Origin of the sequence: Burkholderia sp. MSMB1072, from assembly GCF_001524725.1 — a bacterium.
GTDB lineage: Bacteria > Pseudomonadota > Gammaproteobacteria > Burkholderiales > Burkholderiaceae > Burkholderia.
Map to the genome: position 1 here is coordinate 179,919 of NZ_LOYC01000022.1, position 22,921 is coordinate 202,839.

At 56.6% G+C, this 22,921-nt stretch carries 17 protein-coding genes; 13 read left to right on the forward strand and 4 right to left on the reverse strand.

The features are described from left to right. Positions 1–89: 89 nt before the first annotated feature. The 4 genes from yidC to rpmH form a co-directional block, all read right to left on the reverse strand. Complete coding sequence (yidC, locus tag WS89_RS12000) at positions 90–1,748, reverse strand: membrane protein insertase YidC (protein ID WP_059791133.1); 1,659 nt, start codon at positions 1,746–1,748, stop codon at positions 90–92. Positions 1,749–1,756: 8 nt separating this feature from the next. Continuing rightward, a complete protein-coding gene (gene yidD / locus WS89_RS12005) occupies positions 1,757–2,023 on the reverse strand; it encodes a membrane protein insertion efficiency factor YidD (RefSeq protein ID WP_006489939.1) in 267 nt (88 codons plus the stop codon). 75 nt (positions 2,024–2,098) lie between these two features. Next, the gene (gene rnpA / locus WS89_RS12010; protein WP_059791135.1) at positions 2,099–2,560 is read right to left on the reverse strand and encodes a ribonuclease P protein component; all 462 of its coding nucleotides are present in this window, start codon (positions 2,558–2,560) and stop codon (positions 2,099–2,101) included. 15 nt (positions 2,561–2,575) lie between these two features. Beyond that, a complete protein-coding gene (gene rpmH / locus WS89_RS12015) occupies positions 2,576–2,710 on the reverse strand; it encodes a 50S ribosomal protein L34 (RefSeq protein ID WP_004198824.1) in 135 nt (44 codons plus the stop codon). A gap of 421 nt (positions 2,711–3,131) precedes the next feature. Here rpmH and dnaA point away from each other — a divergent pair, with 421 nt between their 5' ends. The 13 genes from dnaA to WS89_RS12060 all read left to right on the forward strand — a co-directional run bounded on the left by dnaA (position 3,132) and on the right by WS89_RS12060 (position 22,748). Further along, entirely contained in the window at positions 3,132–4,709 is a 1,578-nt protein-coding gene (gene dnaA, locus WS89_RS12020) for a chromosomal replication initiator protein DnaA (RefSeq protein WP_059791155.1), read from the forward strand. 169 nt (positions 4,710–4,878) lie between these two features. Next, positions 4,879–5,985, forward strand: a complete 1,107-nt coding sequence (dnaN, locus tag WS89_RS12025; RefSeq protein ID WP_059791137.1) for a DNA polymerase III subunit beta — start codon at positions 4,879–4,881, stop codon at positions 5,983–5,985. 193 nt (positions 5,986–6,178) lie between these two features. Continuing rightward, positions 6,179–8,653 (forward strand): DNA topoisomerase (ATP-hydrolyzing) subunit B, encoded by a 2,475-nt coding sequence (gene gyrB / locus WS89_RS12030; RefSeq protein WP_059791138.1) that lies wholly within the window; start codon positions 6,179–6,181, stop codon positions 8,651–8,653. 329 nt (positions 8,654–8,982) lie between these two features. Continuing rightward, on the forward strand, positions 8,983–9,996 hold the full coding sequence (locus tag WS89_RS12035; protein WP_082741848.1) for a DNA-methyltransferase: 1,014 nt from the start codon (positions 8,983–8,985) through the stop codon (positions 9,994–9,996). Next, positions 9,993–10,448 carry a hypothetical protein gene (locus WS89_RS32255; protein WP_082741849.1) on the forward strand — a complete coding sequence of 152 codons (456 nt, stop codon included), beginning with the start codon at positions 9,993–9,995 and terminating at the stop codon, positions 10,446–10,448. The genes WS89_RS12035 and WS89_RS32255 overlap by 4 nt, the downstream gene beginning before the upstream one ends. 2 nt (positions 10,449–10,450) lie before the next feature. Next, positions 10,451–11,767 (forward strand): hypothetical protein, encoded by a 1,317-nt coding sequence (locus WS89_RS33745; RefSeq protein ID WP_156440545.1) that lies wholly within the window; start codon positions 10,451–10,453, stop codon positions 11,765–11,767. Beyond that, entirely contained in the window at positions 11,706–13,580 is a 1,875-nt protein-coding gene (locus tag WS89_RS12040; protein ID WP_218921294.1) for a DEAD/DEAH box helicase, read from the forward strand. The genes WS89_RS33745 and WS89_RS12040 overlap by 62 nt, the downstream gene beginning before the upstream one ends. After that, a complete protein-coding gene (locus tag WS89_RS32260) occupies positions 13,577–14,431 on the forward strand; it encodes a DUF3883 domain-containing protein (protein WP_179949860.1) in 855 nt (284 codons plus the stop codon). The genes WS89_RS12040 and WS89_RS32260 overlap by 4 nt, the downstream gene beginning before the upstream one ends. 304 nt (positions 14,432–14,735) lie before the next feature. Next, the gene (locus WS89_RS32265) at positions 14,736–14,969 is read left to right on the forward strand and encodes a PAAR domain-containing protein (RefSeq protein WP_373558388.1); all 234 of its coding nucleotides are present in this window, start codon (positions 14,736–14,738) and stop codon (positions 14,967–14,969) included. A gap of 376 nt (positions 14,970–15,345) precedes the next feature. Further along, positions 15,346–15,426, forward strand: a complete 81-nt coding sequence (locus WS89_RS34610; protein WP_257128158.1) for a type I toxin-antitoxin system SymE family toxin — start codon at positions 15,346–15,348, stop codon at positions 15,424–15,426. Between the two features lie 485 nt (positions 15,427–15,911). Continuing rightward, entirely contained in the window at positions 15,912–21,869 is a 5,958-nt protein-coding gene (gene tssI / locus WS89_RS12050) for a type VI secretion system tip protein TssI/VgrG (protein WP_059791140.1), read from the forward strand. Next, a complete protein-coding gene (locus WS89_RS33750; RefSeq protein WP_156440546.1) occupies positions 21,866–22,330 on the forward strand; it encodes a DUF6714 family protein in 465 nt (154 codons plus the stop codon). Before tssI ends, WS89_RS33750 begins: the two co-directional genes overlap by 4 nt. A 154-nt stretch (positions 22,331–22,484) precedes the next feature. Next, a complete protein-coding gene (locus WS89_RS12060) occupies positions 22,485–22,748 on the forward strand; it encodes a PAAR domain-containing protein (RefSeq protein WP_059791144.1) in 264 nt (87 codons plus the stop codon). Positions 22,749–22,921 lie beyond the last annotated feature (173 nt).

Below are 22,921 nucleotides of genomic sequence, written 5' to 3' on the forward strand. Positions count from 1 at the left end.
GCCGGGAAACAAAAAGCCGCATGGTCACGAACCATGCGGCTTTTTTGCGAGCATCGCGGGCGGCTGGCCGCCCGCGAATGCAACGGGCGTCAGGCCGGCTTCTTCTTGACGCCGCCGAGCTTGCGCGTGATGTAGTACTGCTGCGCGATCGACAGCACGTTGTTGACGACGTAGTACAGCACCAGGCCGGCCGGGAAGAAGAAGAACATCACCGAGAACGCGATCGGCATGAACTTCATCATCTTCGCCTGGACCGGATCCGGCGGCGTCGGGTTCAGGCTCGTCTGCACGAACATCGACACGGCCATCAGCACCGGCAGGATGAAGAACGGATCGCGCTGCGATAGGTCATGAATCCACAGAATCCACGGCGCGCCGCGCATTTCGACCGAGGCGAGCAGCACCCAGTACAGCGAGATGAACACCGGGATCTGGATCACGACCGGCAGGCAGCCGCCGAACGGATTGACCTTCTCGGTCTTGTACAGCTCCATCAGCGCGGCGTTCATCTTCTGCGGATCGCTCTTGAAGCGTTCGCGCAGCGCCTGCATGCGCGGCGTGATTTCCTTCATGCGCGCCATCGACTTGTAGCTCGCCGCCGACAGCGGGAAGAACACGGCCTTGATCAGCACGGTCAGCAGCACGATCGCCCAACCCCAGTTGCCGACGTAGCTGTGGATCTTCTCGAGCAGCCAGAACAGCGGCTTCGCGATGATCGTCACCCAACCGTAGTCCTTCACGAGCTCCAGGCCGGGCGCGATGCCTTCGAGCATGCGCTCTTCTTCCGGACCGGCGAACAGGCGCGCCTGCACGTCGGCCGACTGGCCCGGCGCGATCGCGGCGACCGGTTGCTTCACGCCGACACGGTACAGCGCCGGATCGATCTTTTCGGCGTAGATGTCGCGCTTCGCGCCCTGCTGCGGAATCCAGGCCGACGCGAAGTAGTGCTGCACCATCGCGACCCAGCCGTTGTCCGCGGACTTCTCGAAGTTCGCCTTGTTCTTGTCGAGGTCGCTGAAGTCGATCTTCTGGAAGTGCTTCGCGTCCGTATAGACCGCCGGCCCGAGGAACGTGTGCGAGAACATCGGCGTTTCGACGGCCGTGTTGTCGCGCACCAGTTCCATGTAGACCGTCGGCGTGACGGGCGCCGTGCCGACGTTGTCGATCTTGGTGTCGACGCCGATCACGTAGCTGCCGCGCGTGAACGTGTAGGTCTTCACGACCTTCACGCCGCCCTTCACCGGCGATTCGAACGACAGCTTCAGCGTGTTCTGATCGCCCGTCAGCGACGTCGGGCCCGCATTGACCTGCGTGTAGACGTCGTTGTGGTTCGGGAAATCGCCGCCGAGCAGGCCCGTGCGTGCGAGATACGTGTGGCCGGCCGTGTGGTCGAACAGCGTGATGTACAGGTCGGGCTGCTTGCCGTCGCCCTGCTTCTTCAGCGTCAGCTTCGCGAGCGTGCCGCCGCGCGTGTCGATTTCGCCGTCGTACACGTCGGTCGAGAATTTCACGAGCTGCGCCTGCGCGACCGGGGCCGTCGTCGACGGTGCGGCGCCGGCTGCGGCGGCAGGCACGTCACCTGCGGTCGTCGCGCCCGTGCCCGATGCGCCGCCGGCAGCGGCCGGGGCCGTGTGCGTGGCGCTCGGGAAGAACATCGACGGGCGTCCATGGTCCCGCTGCCAGTTGTCGTACAGCATGACAGCTGACATGAAGAAGATCACCCATAGGACGGTGCGTTTGATATCCATGCGTTGTCTCAGAGTCGATGGGACCGCGCGTCGGCTTCGCCGCGAGCGCGAGTGTCGGAGTTGGGCGGCGGGACGAGGTCGATGCCGCCCGCGGAAAACGGATGGCATCGGCACACGCGCCTGACGGCGAGATACGTGCCGCGCGCGGCGCCATGATACTGGATTGCCTCGCGCGCGTAATCCGAACAGGAAGGATAAAAACGGCAACGGTTGCCGAGCATCGGGCTCACGGCAACCTTGTAGAAGCGCAGCAAGGCGATCAATACCGTTTTCATACCTTGGGCGGCGCCGTACGACGCCGCGTCAAAACCGGCCGGGCGGGCGCGAACGCCGCACCGGGCACGGATGCGTCACTCGGACGCGGGCTTCGACGCGCGGCGGGCGATTTCCCGGGCTGCCTTGTCGAGCAGCTCGCGGATCTCGGCCGCACACATCACCGCGAGCGGGGCGGAAGCCGCGCTCGGCAGCGCTTTCTTGTCGAAGCGCGTGTGCTGCCGCAGCAGCAGGTCGTAACCGGCGAATTCGGCCCGGCGCAAGCGAAACGCATCGCGCGCCAGCCGCTTCACGAGGTTACGGGTCACCGCTCGCGGCGCATACTTCTTGCCGATGACGAGCCCCAGACGCGCGGGCTGGCCGGTCGGCTTGCCGTAAATCACGAAGTGCGCGGAGCGCCGCCAGGGGCGCAAACGAAAAACGGATGAAAATTCATCCGTTTTCAGAAGTCGCGCAGCTTTCGGGAAGGCGGCTTTCGTCTGCGACGGATTCGCACCCGGCTCGACGGCACCTTCCGCAGAACTGCGGACGGCGGACACAGCGCGCAACCTGCCTTAGATGGCGAGGCGCTTGCGGCCCTTCGCGCGGCGAGCGTTGATGACCTTGCGGCCGCCTGCCGTCTTCATGCGGACACGGAAGCCATGGGTGCGCTTGCGGCGCGTCACGGACGGTTGGTAAGTACGTTTCATGATGTTCTCACTTGTTCGAGAATGTCGAAATTCAGGGGACCGCGTGCCCTTAACCGGAGGCATTCGGGCGAACGCAATCGCCGGGAATACAGGATTGGTTTTCGCGGAACCCGCTATTTAAACCGTTTTTCTCTTGACGGTCAATACTTTAGGAGTCGTCCGCCTGTGCCGGCCCACTCCGATCCGGCCCCGCGCCCCACAATCCCAGCCTGTGGATAAGTCCCGCTGTGGCCGCGTTTGGCGTTAGAATCTCGCCTTATCTCCAAGAATCCCGCACGCCGCTTCGGCGCCCGCCTGCCCCTCCAGGACTGTGACGCAGGTGTCCGAGGCACGCTCGCACGACCGCTTCGGGCCTTGTTGCGCGACCGCGACAAGGGCGCCGGCGAGCCGCGCTGTGCATGCAAAAAACGACAGCTACTTGATGAACGATTTCTGGCAACACTGTTCCGCACTGCTGGAGCGCGAGCTGACGCCCCAGCAGTACGTGACGTGGATCAAACCCTTGGCCCCGGTGGCCTTCGATGCGTCGGCGAACACGCTGTCCATCGCCGCGCCGAACCGCTTCAAGCTGGATTGGGTCAAGAGCCAGTTTTCGGGCCGCATCTCCGATCTGGCCCGAGAATTCTGGAACACGCCGATCGAAGTCCAGTTCGTCCTCGATCCGAAGGCCGGCATGCGCAGCGCGCCCGCGGGCGCCGCACCGGCCGCCCCGCGTGCGCCGCTGCCCCCGAGCGGCCCGGCCGCGACGGTCGCCGCGATCGCCGCCAACCTGACCGCGCATGCCGCCGCGGCGCCCAGTGCGCCGGCCGACGTACCGATGACGCCGTCCGCGGCCGCCGCGCACCACCTGAACGCCGACGACGCCGACATCGATCTGCCGAGCCTGCCCGCGCACGAAGCGGCGGCCGGCCGCCGCACGTGGCGTCCGGGCCCGGGCGCCGCGCCCGCCAACGGCGGCGAAGCCGATTCGATGTACGAACGTTCGAAGCTGAACCCGGTGCTCACGTTCGACAACTTCGTGACCGGTAAAGCGAACCAGCTCGCGCGCGCCGCCGCGATCCAGGTCGCGGACAACCCCGGCATCTCGTACAACCCGCTGTTCCTGTACGGTGGCGTCGGCCTCGGCAAGACCCACCTGATCCACGCGATCGGCAATCAGCTGCTGCTCGACAAGGCCGGCGCGCGGATCCGCTACATCCACGCGGAACAGTACGTGTCCGACGTGGTGAAGGCGTACCAGCGCAAGGCATTCGACGACTTCAAGCGCTACTACCACTCGCTCGACCTGCTGCTGATCGACGATATCCAGTTCTTCTCCGGCAAGTCGCGCACGCAAGAGGAATTCTTCTACGCGTTCGAAGCGCTCGTCGCGAACAAGGCGCAGGTGATCATCACCAGCGACACGTATCCGAAGGAAATCTCGGGCATCGACGATCGCCTGATCTCGCGCTTCGACTCCGGCCTCACCGTCGCGATCGAGCCGCCCGAGCTCGAGATGCGCGTGGCGATCCTGATGCGCAAGGCGCAATCGGAAGGCGTGAACCTGTCGGAAGACGTCGCGTTCTTCGTCGCGAAGCACCTGCGCTCGAACGTGCGCGAACTCGAAGGCGCGCTACGCAAGATCCTCGCGTATTCGAAGTTCCACGGTCGAGAGATCTCGATCGAGCTGACCAAGGAAGCGCTGAAGGACCTGCTGACCGTGCAGAACCGGCAGATTTCGGTCGAGAACATCCAGAAGACCGTCGCCGACTTCTACAACATCAAGGTCGCGGACATGTACTCGAAGAAGCGCCCCGCGAACATCGCGCGGCCGCGGCAGATTGCGATGTATCTCGCGAAGGAACTCACGCAGAAGAGCCTGCCGGAAATCGGCGAGCTGTTCGGCGGGCGCGATCACACCACCGTGCTGCACGCGGTGCGCAAGATTGCCGACGAGCGCAGCAAGGACGCGCAGCTCAATCACGAGCTGCACGTGCTGGAACAGACACTGAAGGGCTGAACGGGCCGGCGCGCTTGATAATTCGGCCTCCGCCCCAATTTAAGGGGGGCGGTTCGGTTTTGAGGCACAATACTGGTTTGACCGCCCCGGTGGTGGCGGGCCAAGAGCCCGGCCGGCGGGGCGCTGCGTGGCTGCTGCGCTGCAGGCCGTTACTCAACGAAGGAACTCTATGCAACTGGTCAAGACCGAACGAGACACCCTCCTCAGGCCGCTGCAAACGGTCAGCGGCATCGTCGAACGCCGCCATACGTTGCCGATCCTCGCCAACCTGCTGATCACCAAGAACGGCCCGGACGTTTCATTCCTGTCGACCGACCTGGAGCTGCAGATCACCACGCGCGCCGATTTCGGCGTCGGCGGCGACCAGATCGCGACCACCGTCGCGGCCCGCAAGCTGCTCGACATCCTGCGCGCGATGCCTGACGGCCAGGTCACGCTGTCGCTCGCCGACAAGCGCCTCACCGTTCAATCGGGCAAGAGCCGTTTCGCACTGCAGACGCTGGCGGCCGACGAATTCCCGACCGTCGCGCAGGCGAAGGATTTCGGCGCCACGCTCACCGTCCCGCAGAAGTCGTTCCGCCAGTTGCTCGGCATGGTGCACTTCGCGATGGCGCAGCAGGACATCCGCTACTACCTGAACGGCATGCTGCTCGTCGTCGACGGCGACCAGCTGATGGCCGTGGCCACCGACGGCCACCGCCTCGCGTTCTCGTCGATGAAGCTCGAAGGCGGCACGTTCGGCCGCCAGGAAGTCATCGTGCCGCGCAAGACGATTCTCGAGCTGCAGCGCCTGCTCGAGGACATCGACGACACTGTCACCATCGACATCGCGCAAACCCAGGCCAAGTTCACGTTCGGCCAGGTCGAGCTCGTGTCGAAACTCGTCGAGGGCAAGTTCCCCGACTTCCAGCGCGTGATCCCGAAGGCGCACAAGAACACGTTCGAGATCGGCCGCGAAGAACTGCAGCGTTCGCTGCAGCGCGCGGCGATCCTGACCTCGGACAAGTTCAAGGGCGTGCGCTGCATCGTCGCGCCGGGCCAGCTGAAGATCATGTCGACCAACGCCGATCAGGAAGAGGCGCAGGAAGAACTCGAAATCGCCTACCAGAGCGATACCGTCGACATCGGCTTCAACGTCACGTATCTGCTCGACGTGCTCGCGAACCTGAAGGTCGACACCGTGCAGGTGAGCCTCGGCGACGCCAGCTCGAGCGCACTGATCACCGTGCCCGAGAACGACGAGTTCAAGTATGTCGTGATGCCGATGCGCATCTGACGCGCTCGACATCGCGACACACACCAGGGGGCGGCAAGCCCCTTTGGCGTTTTTATGGCGAACCGACAACCCGCCCCTTCGGTGCCTTTTCGGCGCCCGGGGCGGGCCAGGAAACTCGAGCGGCCGGCGATTTCCCCCCGCTGAAACGCACCGCGCCGCCACGAGAGTGGCCCCGCAGAACCGGAAGATATCCATGAGTGAACAGCACAATTCGCAACCCGATAACAGCAGCTACGGCGCCTCGTCGATCCAGATCCTCGAGGGGCTGGAAGCGGTGCGCAAGCGCCCCGGGATGTACATCGGCGACACGTCGGACGGCACCGGTCTGCACCACCTCGTGTTCGAGGTGCTCGACAACTCGATCGACGAAGCGTTGGCCGGGTACTGCAACGACATCCACGTGACGATTCACGCCGACAACTCGATTTCCGTGACCGACAACGGCCGCGGGATTCCGACCGACGTGAAGATGAACGACAAGCACGAGCCGAAGCGCAGCGCCGCCGAGATCGTGATGACCGAGCTGCACGCCGGCGGCAAGTTCGACCAGAACAGCTACAAGGTGTCGGGCGGCCTGCACGGCGTGGGCGTGTCGTGCGTGAACGCGCTGTCGAGCTGGCTGCGCCTCACCGTGCGCCGCGACGGCAAGAAGCGGTTCATGGAGTTCCACCGCGGCGTCGCGCAGGATCGCGTGATCGAGGTGGTGGACGGCGTGGAAGTGTCGCCGATGCTCGTGACCGGCGACACCGAGAACCGCGGCACCGAAGTGCACTTCATGGCCGATCCGACCATTTTCGGCACGGTCGAGTATCACTACGACATCCTCGCGAAGCGGATGCGCGAGCTTTCGTTCCTGAACAACGGCGTGCGGATTCGTCTCACCGATCTGCGTTCGGGCAAGGAAGACGATTTCGCGTTCGCCGGCGGTGTGAAGGGCTTCGTCGAGTTCATCAACAAAACCAAGAGCACGCTGCACCCGACGGTGTTCTTCGCCAACGGCGAGAAGGACGGCGTGGGCGTCGAAGTCGCGATGCAGTGGAACGACAGCTACAACGAAAACGTGCTGTGCTTCACGAACAACATTCCGCAACGCGACGGCGGTACGCACCTGACCGGCCTGCGGGCCGCGATGACGCGCGTCATCAACAAGTACATCACCGACAACGAAATCGCGAAGAAGGCGAAGGTCGAGACGACCGGCGATGACATGCGCGAAGGGCTGTCGTGCGTGCTGTCCGTGAAGGTGCCGGAGCCGAAGTTCAGCTCGCAGACGAAGGACAAGCTGGTTTCTTCCGAGGTTCGTGCGCCGGTTGAGGAAGTCGTCGCGAAGGCGCTCGAAGAGTTCCTGCTCGAGACGCCGATCGACGCGAAGATCATTTGCGGGAAGATCGTTGAGGCTGCTCGGGCGCGGGATGCGGCGCGGAAGGCGCGTGAGATGACGCGACGCAAGGGTGTGCTCGACGGTGTTGGTCTGCCCGGCAAGCTCGCGGACTGTCAGGAGAAGGACCCGGCGAAGTGCGAAATCTACATCGTCGAGGGTGACTCCGCAGGTGGGTCGGCGAAGCAAGGGCGTGATCGGAAGTTCCAGGCCATTCTGCCGCTGCGCGGCAAGGTGCTGAACGTCGAGAAGGCACGCTACGACAAGCTGCTGTCGTCGGAGCAGATCGTCACGCTCGTGACCGCGCTTGGGTGCGGGATCGGTAAGGACGACTACAACCTCGAGAAGCTCCGCTATCACCGCATCATCATCATGACCGACGCGGACGTGGACGGTGCGCACATCCGGACGCTGCTGCTCACGTTCCTCTATCGCCAGATGCCGGACATGATCGAACGCGGGTACGTGTATATCGCGCAGCCGCCGCTTTACAAGATCAAGGCGGGTAAGGATGAGCGGTATCTGAAGGATGATGTGGAGCTCAACGCGCATATGCTGCGGTTGGCGCTGCAAGGGTCGGAGCTCGTGCCGGGTGAGAATGCGGCGGCGATTTCGGGCGATGCGCTCGGGGAGCTGGCACGGTCGTATCTGCTGTCGCAGAGCGTGATCGAGCGGTTGAGCCGGTTGTATGACCCGGCGGCGCTGGAAGCGGTCATGGATGGCGTGGTGATCGATCTCTCCAGCGAGGCTTCAACCGAGGCGTCGGCTAAGGCGCTGCACGCGGCGTTGCATGATGACGCGCTGAAGAACGAAGTGCGGGTCGTGCCTTCGTATGACGCGGTTCGTGAACAGCGGGCGCTGCATGTCGAACGGACGCATCACGGTAATGTGCGCGTTTCGGTCATCGATCAGGAATTCCAGCACACGGCGGATTATCAGCAGCTTGTGACGACGGCGAATACGTTCAAGGGGCTTATTGGGGAAGGTGCAGTCATCAAGCGCGGGGAGCGCAGCATGGCCGTCGCGGACTTCAAGAGCGCGATGAAGTGGCTGCTGGCGGATGCGGAGCGCAACGTCTCGAAACAACGCTATAAGGGGCTCGGCGAGATGAACCCCGAGCAGCTGTGGGAAACGACGATGGATCCGGCAGTGCGGCGGTTGCTGCGGGTGCAGATCGAAGACGCGATTGCGGCCGATGGGATCTTTACTACCCTCATGGGGGATGATGTCGAGCCGCGGCGGGCGTTTATCGAGTCGAATGCGTTGCGGGCAGGGAATATTGACGTTTGATGTAAACTTACTTCCCGTAAGCGTCAGCTCGCTTGCTGACTCCATTCCCAAACATCACCCGCACACCGGCACTATCAGGGCTAACAGCGATATTGCTGCTCTGTCTGCGCAATGAAGGATCAGTCAGCAAATGTTGCCCCCGCAGCCTGTAAGGCTAGCGGGGGTTTTTACTTGTATCTGCCCAACTACATCAAGCTAGCAACCCCTCCCTACTAATTGTAGGCATCCCCTGGTCTCTAGCCACAAGTGCCAGCAGGGAAACAACATCAATGTCCAATACATTGGCATAATTGAACACAAGATATCGTGTCTGCCATCAAATACCTCATATGAACGCATTCGAAATTCCAGCCGACGTCACCGACCTCGCCCCTGTGCACACAGACCAACTGGAACTACCCGAAATAACGCCCACCGCACATCTCTTCAAAGCCAAAAAAACGAAAGAGGCGTCCAAACTACTTGAACAAGACTATGCCATCTGGCAAGGGAAGATCGAAGGACTACTTAATATTTTACCACAGGAGCCCATTTTTGACTTGATAGTCTCATCTCCGCCATACAATATTGGAAAAGAATACGAAACCCGCCAAGCTTTGGACGGGTATCTGAAATGGCAAGAGGAAATAATTGATCAACTTATTCCACGACTTAAACCCGGCGGCTCACTTTGCTGGCAAGTCGGAACATATATTGACGACAATCAAATTTGGCCGCTGGACATAGAATTCGCACCAATTTTCAAAAAACATAATCTGCAACTTCGAAATCGAATTATTTGGCATTTTGGCCATGGTCTGCATGCCCAAAAACGCTTCTCCGGCCGGTACGAAGTCGTTCTCTGGTATACAAAAACCCAAAACAATAAAGACAAGTACACATTTAATCTGGATGTAGTTAGAGTCCCAGCAAAGTACCCCGGAAAGAAACACTACAAGGGCCCGAATCAAGGTGAATTATCTGGAAATCCACTGGGCAAAAACCCAGAGGATGTGTGGAACATTCCAAATGTTGTTGGCAACCACGTCGAAAAAACAAATCATCCATGCCAGTTTCCAGTCGGGTTAATTGAGCGATTAGTTCTTTCGCTGACAAATCCCGGAGATTTAGTGTTCGACCCATTCTCTGGTGTTGCCTCATCTGGAGTGGCTTCAGCATTACATTCACGACGCTTCTTGGGTTGCGAACTTGACGCAAATTATGCGAAGATCGGCCTTCAGCGACTACAAGATGCACTTGCCGGAAAAATTCGGTATCGGCCACACGACAAGCCCGTTTACGACCACACAAAAAGCAGTCTATCGCGAGCACCAAAAGGATATAAGACCTCGGGGGAAGAATGAATTTTTACAGACATAGCCATTGTGCAGGGGATAAATCCGTTCCCAAAGGACATCAACGAGATATTGAGGCAGCAATAAATGGTATCCCGTTAAAGCCCGTCGCAGGATCTGCCACGAAGATTCGTAGTGCATTCCTAAACGCCATAAAAATCCTTGGCTGGTCTGACGAGATGCAAATTTCTAAAGATTCGGATATGACAATCACATCTAGCAAGAAAGGAGTTGGATTGTGTTTGCAGACCGGAAACTTTGCAAGAGTGTACGCCGATATTATCAAGCTTCAGACCTTGTATTTTGATAATGCAATCGGGAGCGCGATAATCGTTGTCCCCTCATATGAAGCAGCGAAGCTAATTGGGAAAAATATCGCTCAATCAAAAAGATTGGAACGGGAATTGGAAATATTTAAAAAGGCGTACCACGTTCCAACCCTCATTTACGCATTGGAGTAAACATGACACGCGGCGCAAAACTCGCGAATAATTATCGTTTTGGATGGCCGAAGCCAAAGCGAATAGAAGAGTTTGCAAAACTATGCAAGAATCCGACCAGCGCAACCGAGCGGGTCGTATTCCAGGGAAAGACAATTGACATCCCCATTATTCGGGTGCCAATTGATTTGCCCAAATATCGCCTGGCCAATGGCCGAACGGCATCTCTTCAGGCAGAATATTTAGCAAAAAACGCCAAATCTCGACCAGATCTTTTTAGCGGTGATTCGGAGCTTTGGGATGCACAGGAGGCTCAACATTCCCTCCTACTTCAATTGGCCAAACAAGCAGATCTTGGTCGCTATTTTAGCGACACATCAAATACGCAAGTTAACCCTATCCTGCTCGACGAGAATGGCTTTGTTGTTAACGGCAACCGGCGCTTAGCTACTTGGCGAGAGTTGTTGCATAAGGAGCCAAGTAAATTTAGCCACTTTCAACATATCGATATTGCTGTTCTACCTCATTGCGAAGAAAAGGAAATTGACAGACTCGAGGCTCGATTACAGATCACAAAAGATATTCGCGCCGACTACAGCTGGGATGCCCAGGCGAACATGATGCTCGCAAAGCAAAAACGAGACAATTTCTCCAACAAGGAACTCGCCGAGCTTTATGATCTAAAAGAAACAGAAGTCGAGATTCTTTTTGATATGCGCGCCTATGCCGAGGAATTTTTGAAATCCCGGGGAAAACCAAATCATTGGTCTATAGTCTCCGATTCGGAGTTTGCATTTAAGAAGATCGTTTCATCACGCGGTAAAATTTCAGGCGTCGGGAAACAGCAGGTTTTCAAAGAGGCGGCTTTTATTTTAATTGAAAAACCGGAAGAAGCAGGAGGGCGTCTCTACGAAGTTATCCCTGCAGTTGTTGAGAATATTGACGAAGTCCGATCGAAGCTTCTCGAAACTTTCGATGTGAAGCCATCGATCCCGGCAAAAGATGATCTAGACGATCTTTTTGGGGGTACACCAATTAGTGCGGACGATGATCAACGAGATATTCCATTAGCTCAAGCGATTCAGAAACCTGAGAACATTGATACTGCGCGAAAGATTATCGTCGAAGTAATTGAAAGTCAGCGTCAGCTCCAGAAGGATGCAAAAAGTGCCAATTACCTTCTCGATTGTTGTGCAAAGGCCCAAGCAACACTAACTGCCGCCATTAAAGATGGGCTTAAGCCAGAATCCAAGCTTAGTGGTGTTTCCAAGCAGCTTGATGCCATCCAAGCTCAGTGCGATAAAATTAGAGCATACGTTGAACAACATGCTAAATATTGACTATCGTGACAGTGACCGGCGAGCAGTGCTTACATGGGATTCAGCGGACGAGGCATCACCTTGGTTCGATGTAATCAAGCGTTTAATCCTCGATTCAACTGACGAAGCCAAACAAGAGGCCGCTCTAGTCCTCTCGTTACCGTGGTGGAATTTCATTGCTCTACGAGGTCGCTTCGGTGAGATTTGCACGGGTTATAACCTCCGCCCGGGACACTCTCTAGGAGTAAGCCAGTGCGCAGCCGATTTGCTTCGGCAGTCACGTCGAACAAGTAGTAGCTATCAACTGGCGACACAAGCTCCTGCCATTGATCAAGATCAACTTCGCTCTAGACTTCAAGCGCTCGGCTTCGTTCGCGACCTGACTGAAAGGCAGGCGTGCAACGTTAGCCGGCTTGCCGCATTGCCTGCGGGAGCCACTTTTTCCGTGCCAGGTGCCGGTAAAACAACAGAGGCGTTGGCCACGTTTGTTTATCGCGCGAATGACGAAGAGCGCCTGTTAGTTATAGCACCGAAAAATGCCTTCGCCGCATGGGACGAGCAGCTTGAAGATTGCATGCCGCATTTACAATGCTCCTTCTCGCGGCTGAGAGGAGGTAAGGATAAAATCGCCCGCCTATTGGAGGACGATCCACGTTGGATGCTTATCACTTATCAGCAGTTGACTCGAGTTCACGATCTAATATCGGCGCATCTTGCACGACATAAGACTCACGTTTTTCTCGATGAAAGCCATCGCATCAAAAGTGGTGTGGGAAAGCAAACAGCACGTGCAGCCTTAGGACTTGCTCATCTACCCGTGGGTAAGCTGATTATGTCGGGTACGCCCATGCCTCAGTCCACTGAGGATCTGATTCCTCAATTTGCCTTCCTATATCCCGAAATTCCCGCAAGCGCGGATTCCGTCGTAGAACTCATTAAACCCGTATACGTTCGCACAAATAAATCTGAGCTCAACCTTCCCCCCGTCGATAGAAAATTGGTTCGACTTCCGATGGCGCCAATGCAAGGTGAACTCTACAAACTCATGAAGTTTGAAGTTTGCAGAGAGGCCGCCACCGCACTTAGCATCCGCAACAAGCAAGCGTTTCGTAGCCTTGGCCGATCGGTTGCCAGACTTTTGCAATTTGTCTCGAATCCTGCGCTGTTATCGTCGGAAATCGGCTTTACCCATCCGGATATACTGGCCGCGGTTCTTTCCGAAGGAGACGGCCCGAAATTAAAATATGTCCTAAAAAAAGCGCGACAACTTGCTCGGGAGGGTAAAAAGGTGCTGATTTGGTCATCGTTTGTAAAAAACGTTGAATACATAGCCAGCAGATTAGCTGACGTGGGTGCAGTTTATATTCATGGTGGAGTTGACGCGGGCGATGAGGACGATGATGAATCTCGAGAAGGAAAGATTAAATTATTTCACGATGACCCAGCTGTTAAAATCATGGTGGCAAATCCCGCCGCTGCCAGTGAAGGGGTAAGCTTACATCGAATTTGCCATCACGCCTTATATCTTGATCGCACATTTAATGCGGCACACTATCTCCAATCGGAAGATCGGATACATCGCTTCGGTCTTTCTCCACAGCAAAGTACAACCATAGAAATTGTAGAGTGCTTTGACTCGGTAGATGAAACAGTCCGGATGCGTCTAAATTTCAAAATCGACGCTATGGCCGAAGCACTGGAAGATTCGTCACTCAGACCTGATCCTATTGCATTAGATCCGATAGACATTGAAGATTATGATGAATACAGTACGGGGCTCTCAACCGACGATATTGAAGCACTTTTGAGGGACTTTAATAGAGAAGAATCGTGACTCCAATTTCACCCGGTCTTGCTCAAGGTTGCCTCGAACTACTTGAAATCGTCGCACGACAGCAGCTCACTTTTTCTGAAATCAGATCCTCGTTCGCGTACTTCGGCAGCATTTCGTCCCAAAAAGTCGCCGAAACTGCCCAGGCACTGAATTGGCTTGAAACTAACGATTCAGGTTATGCTCAAGTAACTCCAAATGGGGCCCAATTGCTGTCAATTGTCGGTTACGAAGCACAGTTACGAAAAGTACTGCTCGACTACATCGATATCGAACGTCCAAGCTGGGTTCAAAGTGCAAGCTTTGGACGTAGTCGTGTCATCAGCTTTGCTGGAAGTCAGATAGCTCAGGTTTTTGTGGAAGCCGGCCTTACCGAAAGCACCGGCGATGCTGTTATTTCATTTTGGGACGAACTTGCCTCGCGCGCTCGCGGGCAGCGAGATAACACACTCGTTCAAATTGGCCGAATCGGTGAACGTTTGACAATTGCACACGAGAAGAAACGCACCGGCAAAACGCCAAAGTGGATATCTGTTGATAACAATGCTGATGGCTATGATGTTCTTTCCATTGTGAGCGCCAACAATCCAAAGCCCTTGACTATCGAAGTCAAGACGTCTACACAAGGGACGTCTGGCCTTGCCACCATAACACGCAATGAGTGGGAAATGGCCACCGAATCGGACGCACACGTTTTTCATTTTTGGGACATTCGCGACAGAAAACTCCCCAAGCTGATTGTTATTGATAGCACACAGCTTTTCGCGCATATGCCCATTGACCAAGGAGAGGGAAAATGGGAAAACACTAGAATTTCATTTTCAATATTTTACAACAACACCAATTATCTATAAGGTCTCCAAATAATACTACCTCGCGCGCCTTTGTTATTTTTAACCGTTGAATTGGTGTTGTGCGAGCTTCCACACTCTTTCTTTCGCTACCGAATCAGGCTTTTAGACGGTCCTCGAAACCTCGCACGGTGATTCAGCTGCTTTTCGGTGCGGCGCCCGATTCGATCACATCAACCTCCGAGGCAACCTCTCCTGTCAACGAAGCGTAGACGATTTAAGCATGGGATACGATGCTAAACAGCTTCCACTATCGTGGCCCTTTGCCCGGTGAATCGGGAACGACCAAGTGAAGCGCTATGACATCGTGAAGGGCAATACCACGACCACGGGCGGCTTGATCCAGGGAGGTGGCGGCAACGGCCTGATCGGCGCGCGGGAACAGGCTTATGAGAACGATCCGGTCTCGTGCCCTACGTGCAAGACGGTAGGCAAGATCGTATGTAAAGGGCCACGCGTCCCTACCACCGAGCCAGACGGACGACAGGCAGCACTGAGCAACGACTTGTATGTCTGCCAGTGTTCACGTCTCCAAGTCTGATTGCTTCGCAGGTCTCCTCGTTCATCGATATCCAGACCTGTGCCGTACTTTTCTGCGGCGAATCCCAAGAAACTATGCCGATCGGCCGCTCCTCGAATTTTCCATATTTCGAGATGACCAGTTAGGTACACTCAAACGGCATCACCGCAAAAAAGCGCGGGCCGCATGGGCTGCCACCCATACGACCCGCTGACCACAACCAACTCATCCGAGGAGTCGGAAATGGCTAACGCCAATCATAAGACACGCCCCGTCGTAACGGAACGCTTCGTCACTGTTCAAGAGTCCGCGCGCCGTCATTCCTTGTCTAAGGTTCTCCGTGCCATCAGAGCGCACCGGAAACTGAACACGACGTACTTCCCGTGGATCAAATTGGCTGGAGGATGCGGGATTCGAGGCAGGAGAACGCGTCCGGATCGCTGTCGAAGACAAGCGGCTCATCATCACGCCGATGTGAACGGCGCACCGCCCCATGGTGGGCGTCGCAAGTCACCATCCGTTAGTTGGCTCGGTGCCCGATACTCCGAACCGTTAGTGACTGTGTCAAGCGACGATTGTTCTGCAATTGCAGCAGGCCGGTAACTCAGGCCTGCTGCAATACAGCTGTCGAGATGACGCAAGCGCAGCAACCACCACCGCCAGCGTGAACCACGCAAACGCGATCGGATCGTCAAACGTAACAGTTATCGACAATGTTTCTCAAATACGACCTTCGCAAACGTAAGATGTTGACACTATGGCACCAAGCAATTAAAGCCATTTTTAACGAATTGTAGCCAATCCACACGCCACAACGCACAATGAATCGCGGGAAAGCATTAGTCCATCACATAAATCTCAATATCGAATCGTAATTAGAACGCTGACCCGGTAATACTTCCCCCCATCTGAAACCTTGCGGTACGATCTGCACAAACGATTAACCAGATTCCAGGGCCGCTGATGTCTTCGTTCTCCCTTTCCGAGATCGCGAAGCAGTTTTTCGCGCTTCAAACCAACCGGCTGTTCACGATTACGACGCCGCTTTCCGGCCGTTCCGAGCTCGTACTGACCGAGTTCGACTGCGACGAAGCGCTCGGCCAGCTGTTCGAGATCAATCTCAAGCTCGCATCGCAGGATCCCAACATCGAGCTCAAGAAGCTGATCGGCAAGCCTGTCACGATCACCCTGCAGCTCACTGACGCAACCGCCAGCTCGGAGGAACGTTATTTCCAGGGCTATGTCACGGATTTCGAGCACACCGGCACCGACGGCGGTCTCGCAACATACGTGGCCATCGCTCGCCCCTGGATCGCCTTCATGGACCGTCGCCAGGACATTCGCATCTTCCAGGAGCAGACGGTCGAGGAAATCCTCGACGCCGTACTCCATCGATATCGAAAGTTCGGCGACGTCGAGTTCCGCTTGCAAAAGCCGACAGCGAATCGCAGCTACTGCACGCAATACAAGGAAACGGATCTAGCGTTTGCACTGCGGCTGATGCAGGAGGAAGGGCTGTTCTTCTACTTCGAGCATGCGAAAGACGCCCACAAGTTGATCATTAGCGATACGTCCGTCAACGCGCAGCCGATCCCCGGTCGTAGCGCTGCTTTGCGCTACTCGACCGACGAGATTCTCGACGACGAACAGGTCATCACGTCGTTCGCGGCCCGCCGCCAACTTACCTCCGGAAGTGCGACGCTCAAGACAGTGGACTACAAAGCGCCGGGAGCAAGGCGGCAGGCCCAGGATGACACCGGCATCAATCAGGGTGACGTCGAGAACTACGAGGTCTATGACTACCTCGGTGCACACGGCTTCCCGGATAGCGATCGCGGTGAACAGCTCGCGCGGTTTCGTACCGAAGCGCTGGCGGCACATAGCAAGATTTTCGTCGGCAAAAGCTACTGTCGGCGCCTTGCACTTGACCGTTACATCCAGATCGAGGATCACTACGATCACGAGCGTTCGCAGCCGGAAGACCGTCAGTTCCTGCTAACGTCGATCCGGCATCACGGAACGAACAACTACCAGGCACAGCCCGGCGTCGCGGCCTATTCGAACGAATTCAAATGCATCCGCAAGAAGATCCCGTATCGACCGCTGCGGACAATTGCACATCCTGTCATTCATGGGATCCAGACCGCGATTGTCGTCGGTCCTCAGGGACAGGAAATCTACACGGATGAACTCGGTCGGGTGAAGGTCCAGTTCCATTGGGACCGGCTGGGCAAGAAAAATCACGCAAGCTCGTGCTGGGTTCGCGTCTCTCAGCCCTGGGCAAGCGGCGGCTTCGGGATGATCCAGTTGCCCAGAATCGGTGACGAAGTGGTCATCGTATTCGGCGACGGAAACCCTGATCGCCCGCTGATCATCTCGTCCGTCTATAACGCGCAGAACATGCCGCCGTGGCAACTCCCAGCCAATGCAACGCAAAGCGGGATTCTGACGCGATCGACCAAGGGCGGAAGTTCCGACACGGCGAATGCACTGCGTTTCGAAGATCGGAAGGGTCAAGAAGAAGTCTGGCTGCATGCCGAGAAGGACCAGCGCATCGAAGTCGAAAACGACGAATCGCACTCAGTAGGCAACGACCGCGACAAATCGATCGGCAACGACGAAAGCGTGAAGATTGGCCGAAACTGGACGCTTTCCACTGGCGGCGTCAAGTTCGAAACAGTCGGCCTCGCGTCCGTGCAAAGCGTGGGGCTCGGCAAGATGCTCAACATCGGGCTCGCGTATAACGTCAACGTCGGCGGCCTTTATCTGCGCAATGTCGCGCTGGAAATGGCTACCACCGTCGGGCTAAGCCGTGTCGACCGAGTAGTGCAAGACTGGACCTCGCATGTCGGCCACACGTACGCTGTGACGGTGCGTGGTAAGGCAGTTGGAGACGCAGTTAAACGGGACCAGGAAACACCCCTCGATATTTCGCCGGACTTCAGTCCGCAAATTCCAGCCCCCGTTCAAAGCTCGGACAGCAACCAGATCCGGATCACCGATCAAGGTCAGGCAAGCCTTTCTGGCGCGTCAACAGCTCAGTTGATTGGCCCGGGTGGCACGATCACCATTGACGCAGCAGGCATTCACCTGAAGGGCAAGGGAATCTACCTCGATGGCCCGGTCACGCAAAGCGGCGGAAGTGCGCGAGGTCTCGCTCCTGTCACCGAAGCAGACTGCGCGGAATGCGCGAAGAAGACCCAGTCTGCGCATCCTGTCGATGTTGCGACAGGGCAAAAGCTTCTCACGCACGACGACTTCACTTTGCCGGGGCGAGTGCCGATCCAGTGGAATCGGCGATATCGCAGCGCCGACCAGCGAAATGGTAGCTTTGGCGTCGCATGGAAGTTGCAATACGCAACGGAAGTCCATGTGCGTACGTCACCGGACGGCACCCGGAAGGTGATCTATGTCGATTTTGATGGTCGACAACTGCACTTCCCGTTTCTCGAGACTGGACAAGAACACTTTCATCCGCTTGAAAAATACACTCTTGCGCGACTTGAGGATCGAGCAAATCGGCAAACGTATGAAGTCCGCTTCCCGAATGGGCTTGTCGAAACCTATGGGCCACATCCAGTAGATCCGAATCGACATCTGCTCCAGTGTTCCGAAACTCGTGACGGACAGGCGCTTACTTTCACGTACACAACAACGGGTAGCTTGCAAGAAGTTCGCAATAACGTCCATGCGGTCGCGTGTACACATGATGATCAAGGGCGAATTATCGAAGTACATCTGTTAGACAAGCATGGCGATTCCAAAAGGAAGTTGGCCGCTTATCAGTACGACGACGAAGGTAATCTGAGTAAGGCGGTGGACCGCGGAGGTCAGACCTGGCGGTACAGCTACACGAACCATCTCCTCACAAGCTATGAAACGCCCGCCGGCGCAGTGTTTGTCTCGGAATGGGACGGTGATACGCCATACGCACGCTGTGTCCGAACGTATGCTTATACCGTTGGAAACAGCGACAAACACGATATTACGCGGGACACCCGGTTCGACTATTTGCCCGCTGCGCAGATCACTCGTGTCACCGATGCGGCAGGCCAAACGACAACCTACCGATACAACGGACTGTGGGCGGTCGATCAGATCACTCATCCGGATGGCAGCACTGAACACATTGATTTTGACGAAGCGGGCAATGTGTCAGGTCGAGTCGATCCTTTAGGTCGCAAGACCCAAGTCATCAGTGATTCGCATGGAAACCCCATCGCGATTCGCGACGCAGCTGGCCACCTAACGCGAATCGAATACAACGAGCACAACTTACCTATTCGAATAACTGATCCGGCTGGTCAAATTTGGCAGCGTGAATACGATGCCAGCGGGCACCTAGTCAAGGCAATCGATCCGTTGGGAAATGCGACCTCGACGGTCTACGAAAAAGGGCTGCCCGTTGCTCAAACCGACGAGCTCGGCAATGTGACGCACATGCTCTGGAACGATGCGGGTCAACTCCTTGAGCGTACCGATTGCTCAGGTTTCAAGACTCAATACGCATACGACGACTTCGGACGCCAAACAAGCACGACGAATGCGTTAGGGCAAACGACCAAGATTCTCGGCAACGCTGCCGGCAACACGACTGCAATCGAACCTGCCGGACTCGGGTGCTGGCGTACCGCGTACGATAAAGCTGGTCGGCCGGTCGCTTATACCGATCCGCTCGATCGCGTTACGCGAGTTGGATGGGATGCCTATGATCGGCCACTCAGCATAATCGACGCGATGGGTGGCTCATATCGATTCGAGTACGATGAGCGCGGCAAGCTCACCGCACTGACGAATCCCAAGGGCGAACGTGGCACCTTTGCGTACGACCAACTGGGACGCATCATCGAGCAGATCGGGTTCGATGGTCGGCGCCAACAATTTCGATTCAACGTCGCCGGCGAACTGATCGAGCAGATCGATTGTGGAAACGACGGACAACTTCGCACGACGCTGATATACGACAATCTCGGTCAGATGATCGGTCGCCAACTGAGCGACAACACGCTGAGTACTTTCAGTTATGACGAGCGAGGCCTGCTCAAACAGGCCTACCACCATCGAGAGGCTGGCGCGGTATCGCAAATCACCTACGAGTACGATGCAGCTGGGCGACGTACCGCCGAAGTTCAAGCACATCACGGTCGTGTTTGGCGCCTTCAACATCGACTTGATGCAGTCGGAAATCGTAGCGAGACGCACCTACCCGGAGTTGGCAACCTGACATGGCAGCGGTATGGAAGCGGCCACATTCACGGCGTGCTGCTTGACGGTGCTCCGCTTGCGAGCTTCGAGCGCGATGCGCTACACCGCACGGTCACAAATGTACAGGGTTCAATCGCCCAGCTATTCACATATACCGACTCCGGACAACTCGCGTCGCAACAGCTTCAGGATCTCGATTCGCAAGGTCAACCACGAGCGGACGCGCGTGCGTGGCGAGCGTGGCACTACGACGCAGCCGGACAATTAATCGATTTGCACGATGCATGGCGAGGTGCCAAGCACTATAGCTACGATCCTCTTTCGCAACTGCTGGGTGTTGCGCGCGAACGAGGGGAAACCATTCTCAATGTGACAAATGAGTCGTTTCGCTACGACTCGACAGGAAATTTGATCGCTAGACTGATGGCGAGCAACTCCCCGAGTGTTCCGTTTTTGGGCGGCATACAAAGTGCGGCCGGGGATCGACTGCACCAATTTGTCACGTCCGAGGTATCTACTCAAACGCTGCTCCACTTTACTTACGACGGTCACGGGAACCGGGCATCACGTACGGCACAGGTCATATCAGACAAACCTGTCGTCAAAGCGGCGTCGGGTATTCTTGAGCGACTTCTGCCACGACACAATGCCTCCGAGCCGAGCGAGACAGCTCTACCACCGAATGTCACGCGCTATCGTTATGATGCTGCTCATCAGCTGATTGGCGTCGACCACGTCAATGGCGACCGTACTGAATATCGTTACGACGCCTTGGGACGCCGGATCGCCAAAATTCACACGCCGGCCGGGCAGGCATCGCGCATGACGTTGTTCGTATGGGACAACGATTGGATGTTGCAGGAAGTACATACCAGCATGAGTACACGAGGTGACACGCTCGTTACCTATGTTCCGCACCCTGATCACCGTGGACCGCTGGCGCAACTGGCGAATGGCAAGTGCTACCACTATTTGAGCGATCATCTCGGCGCGCCACAGGAGCTCGTCGACGACGAGCGCGAAGTCGTCTGGGCTGCAGACTTCGACAGTTACGGGCGGTGTGGCCAACAAGTTGTCGCGAAAATCGACAATCCGATTCGGTTTCCGGGTCAGTATCACGATGCAGAGTCCGGGTTGTACTACAACCGTCACCGCTATTACGATCCGGAGGCCGGCAGATACATCAATCAGGATCCTCTCGGTTTGCTCGCAGGCCCCAATAAATACGCCTATGCCGACAGCCGCCCCTCCATGGCAATCGATCCGATCGGCCTGCTGTCGATCCCCGCTGGCGCTGAAATGGGTGCCGCTGCAGGGACGGCAGTCTTTCCCGGAATCGGTACGATAATTGGTGCTGCCGTTGGCACATTGGCGGGGATTGGCGTGTTTGTCTGGATGGCGTCTTCCGCATCATCGGACAAAGCCGGGAACAAAGTCAGTCCGATCGCAGACACAATACAGCCGCCGGGCAACTGCTCCCCGGGCGAACATCGCAGGCTGCAGGATGAGGTCAACCGTGCATGCAAACGCCCCAGAGCGTGTAAGGCCAACATGGACCAGCCGACCGTTCTGCAGATGCGCGAAAACAACCGGGAATGTGCGATGGCGCGAGACCTGATCAACAAAAAGTGCTTCGCGGGTGGGGACGCCAACCACCGTAACGAAGCACTCGAAGCATGGGCGAATGTTGCGAAGTGCGAGGGATTACTAAAATGAGCTTGAATTTCTCAATGTTTCCAAACGGTCCCTTCCCGAATGGAGAGTCAATCACAGACAGATCGGGGATCGAGTCATGTGCTGTTGACGATTTTTTTCGAGGAAAGAATCGCTTCGAAATAACGCTCAAGGAATTAAGAGAAGACTACGAATGCGATGAATCGGCTTGCCTCACTTTTATGAAGCCGAAGGCGTTTGCATTTTTTCTCCCGTTGTTCATGAAGATAGCGACATATGAGTACGATGAGGCGGACAATATCCCCGATTCTCTTGTATACAAATTGCACCGAATGGCAACAGGTGGAGCGAGTGACTGGCTCGATGAAATTTCGAAGACGTATGCAAAAGATCAGCGAAATTGCGTCATTGATTTTCTAGACGAAATGAGCCGTATCGAGTGGCGGCACCAAGATCCCGACTTGGCGGCAGATGCTGCCAGCCTGCTGCGTGAGATATTTTGATCAGCGTTTTCCGATCGGAGTCGAATTTAGGGATTCGAGTTGAGTCATCCGAATCAACGTGGTGCAGTCGGGGATCCCGCTCTGCAGCTCGCCGCCCGAAGTCGGTGAGCTTAGTAAGAATACCGAAATAGTCCAAACTCCCTAAGACTCTTCGATGAAACCTATTATCCGCAAAGGCGACACAACGGATCACGGCGGCACAGTGCTCGACGGCTTCGGCCTTTCGAACTTGAATGGCCGACCGGCATCCGGTGTCGGCCATATGGTCCTGTGCCCGAAATGCCAAGGTACCTACCCGATCGTTCAGGGCTCCAGCCAGTACACAATTGAAGGCCGCGCCGTTGCGCTGGACGGGATGAAGACTGCATGTGGCGCCTCGCTGACCGCCAGCCAACAAGAATTCCTGGCAAGCGAGTGACGCCATCGGCCTCTAATTGAATCGAGCCTTGTCTCTCCGCGCACATTTCGCGCCGTGCCAATGCAAAAACCCCCGCCTTGTCGGGCGGGGGTTCTTGGCTTAGGGAGCCTGACGATTACCTACTTTCACACGGGAATCCGCACTATCATCGGCGTGGAGTCGTTTCACGGTCC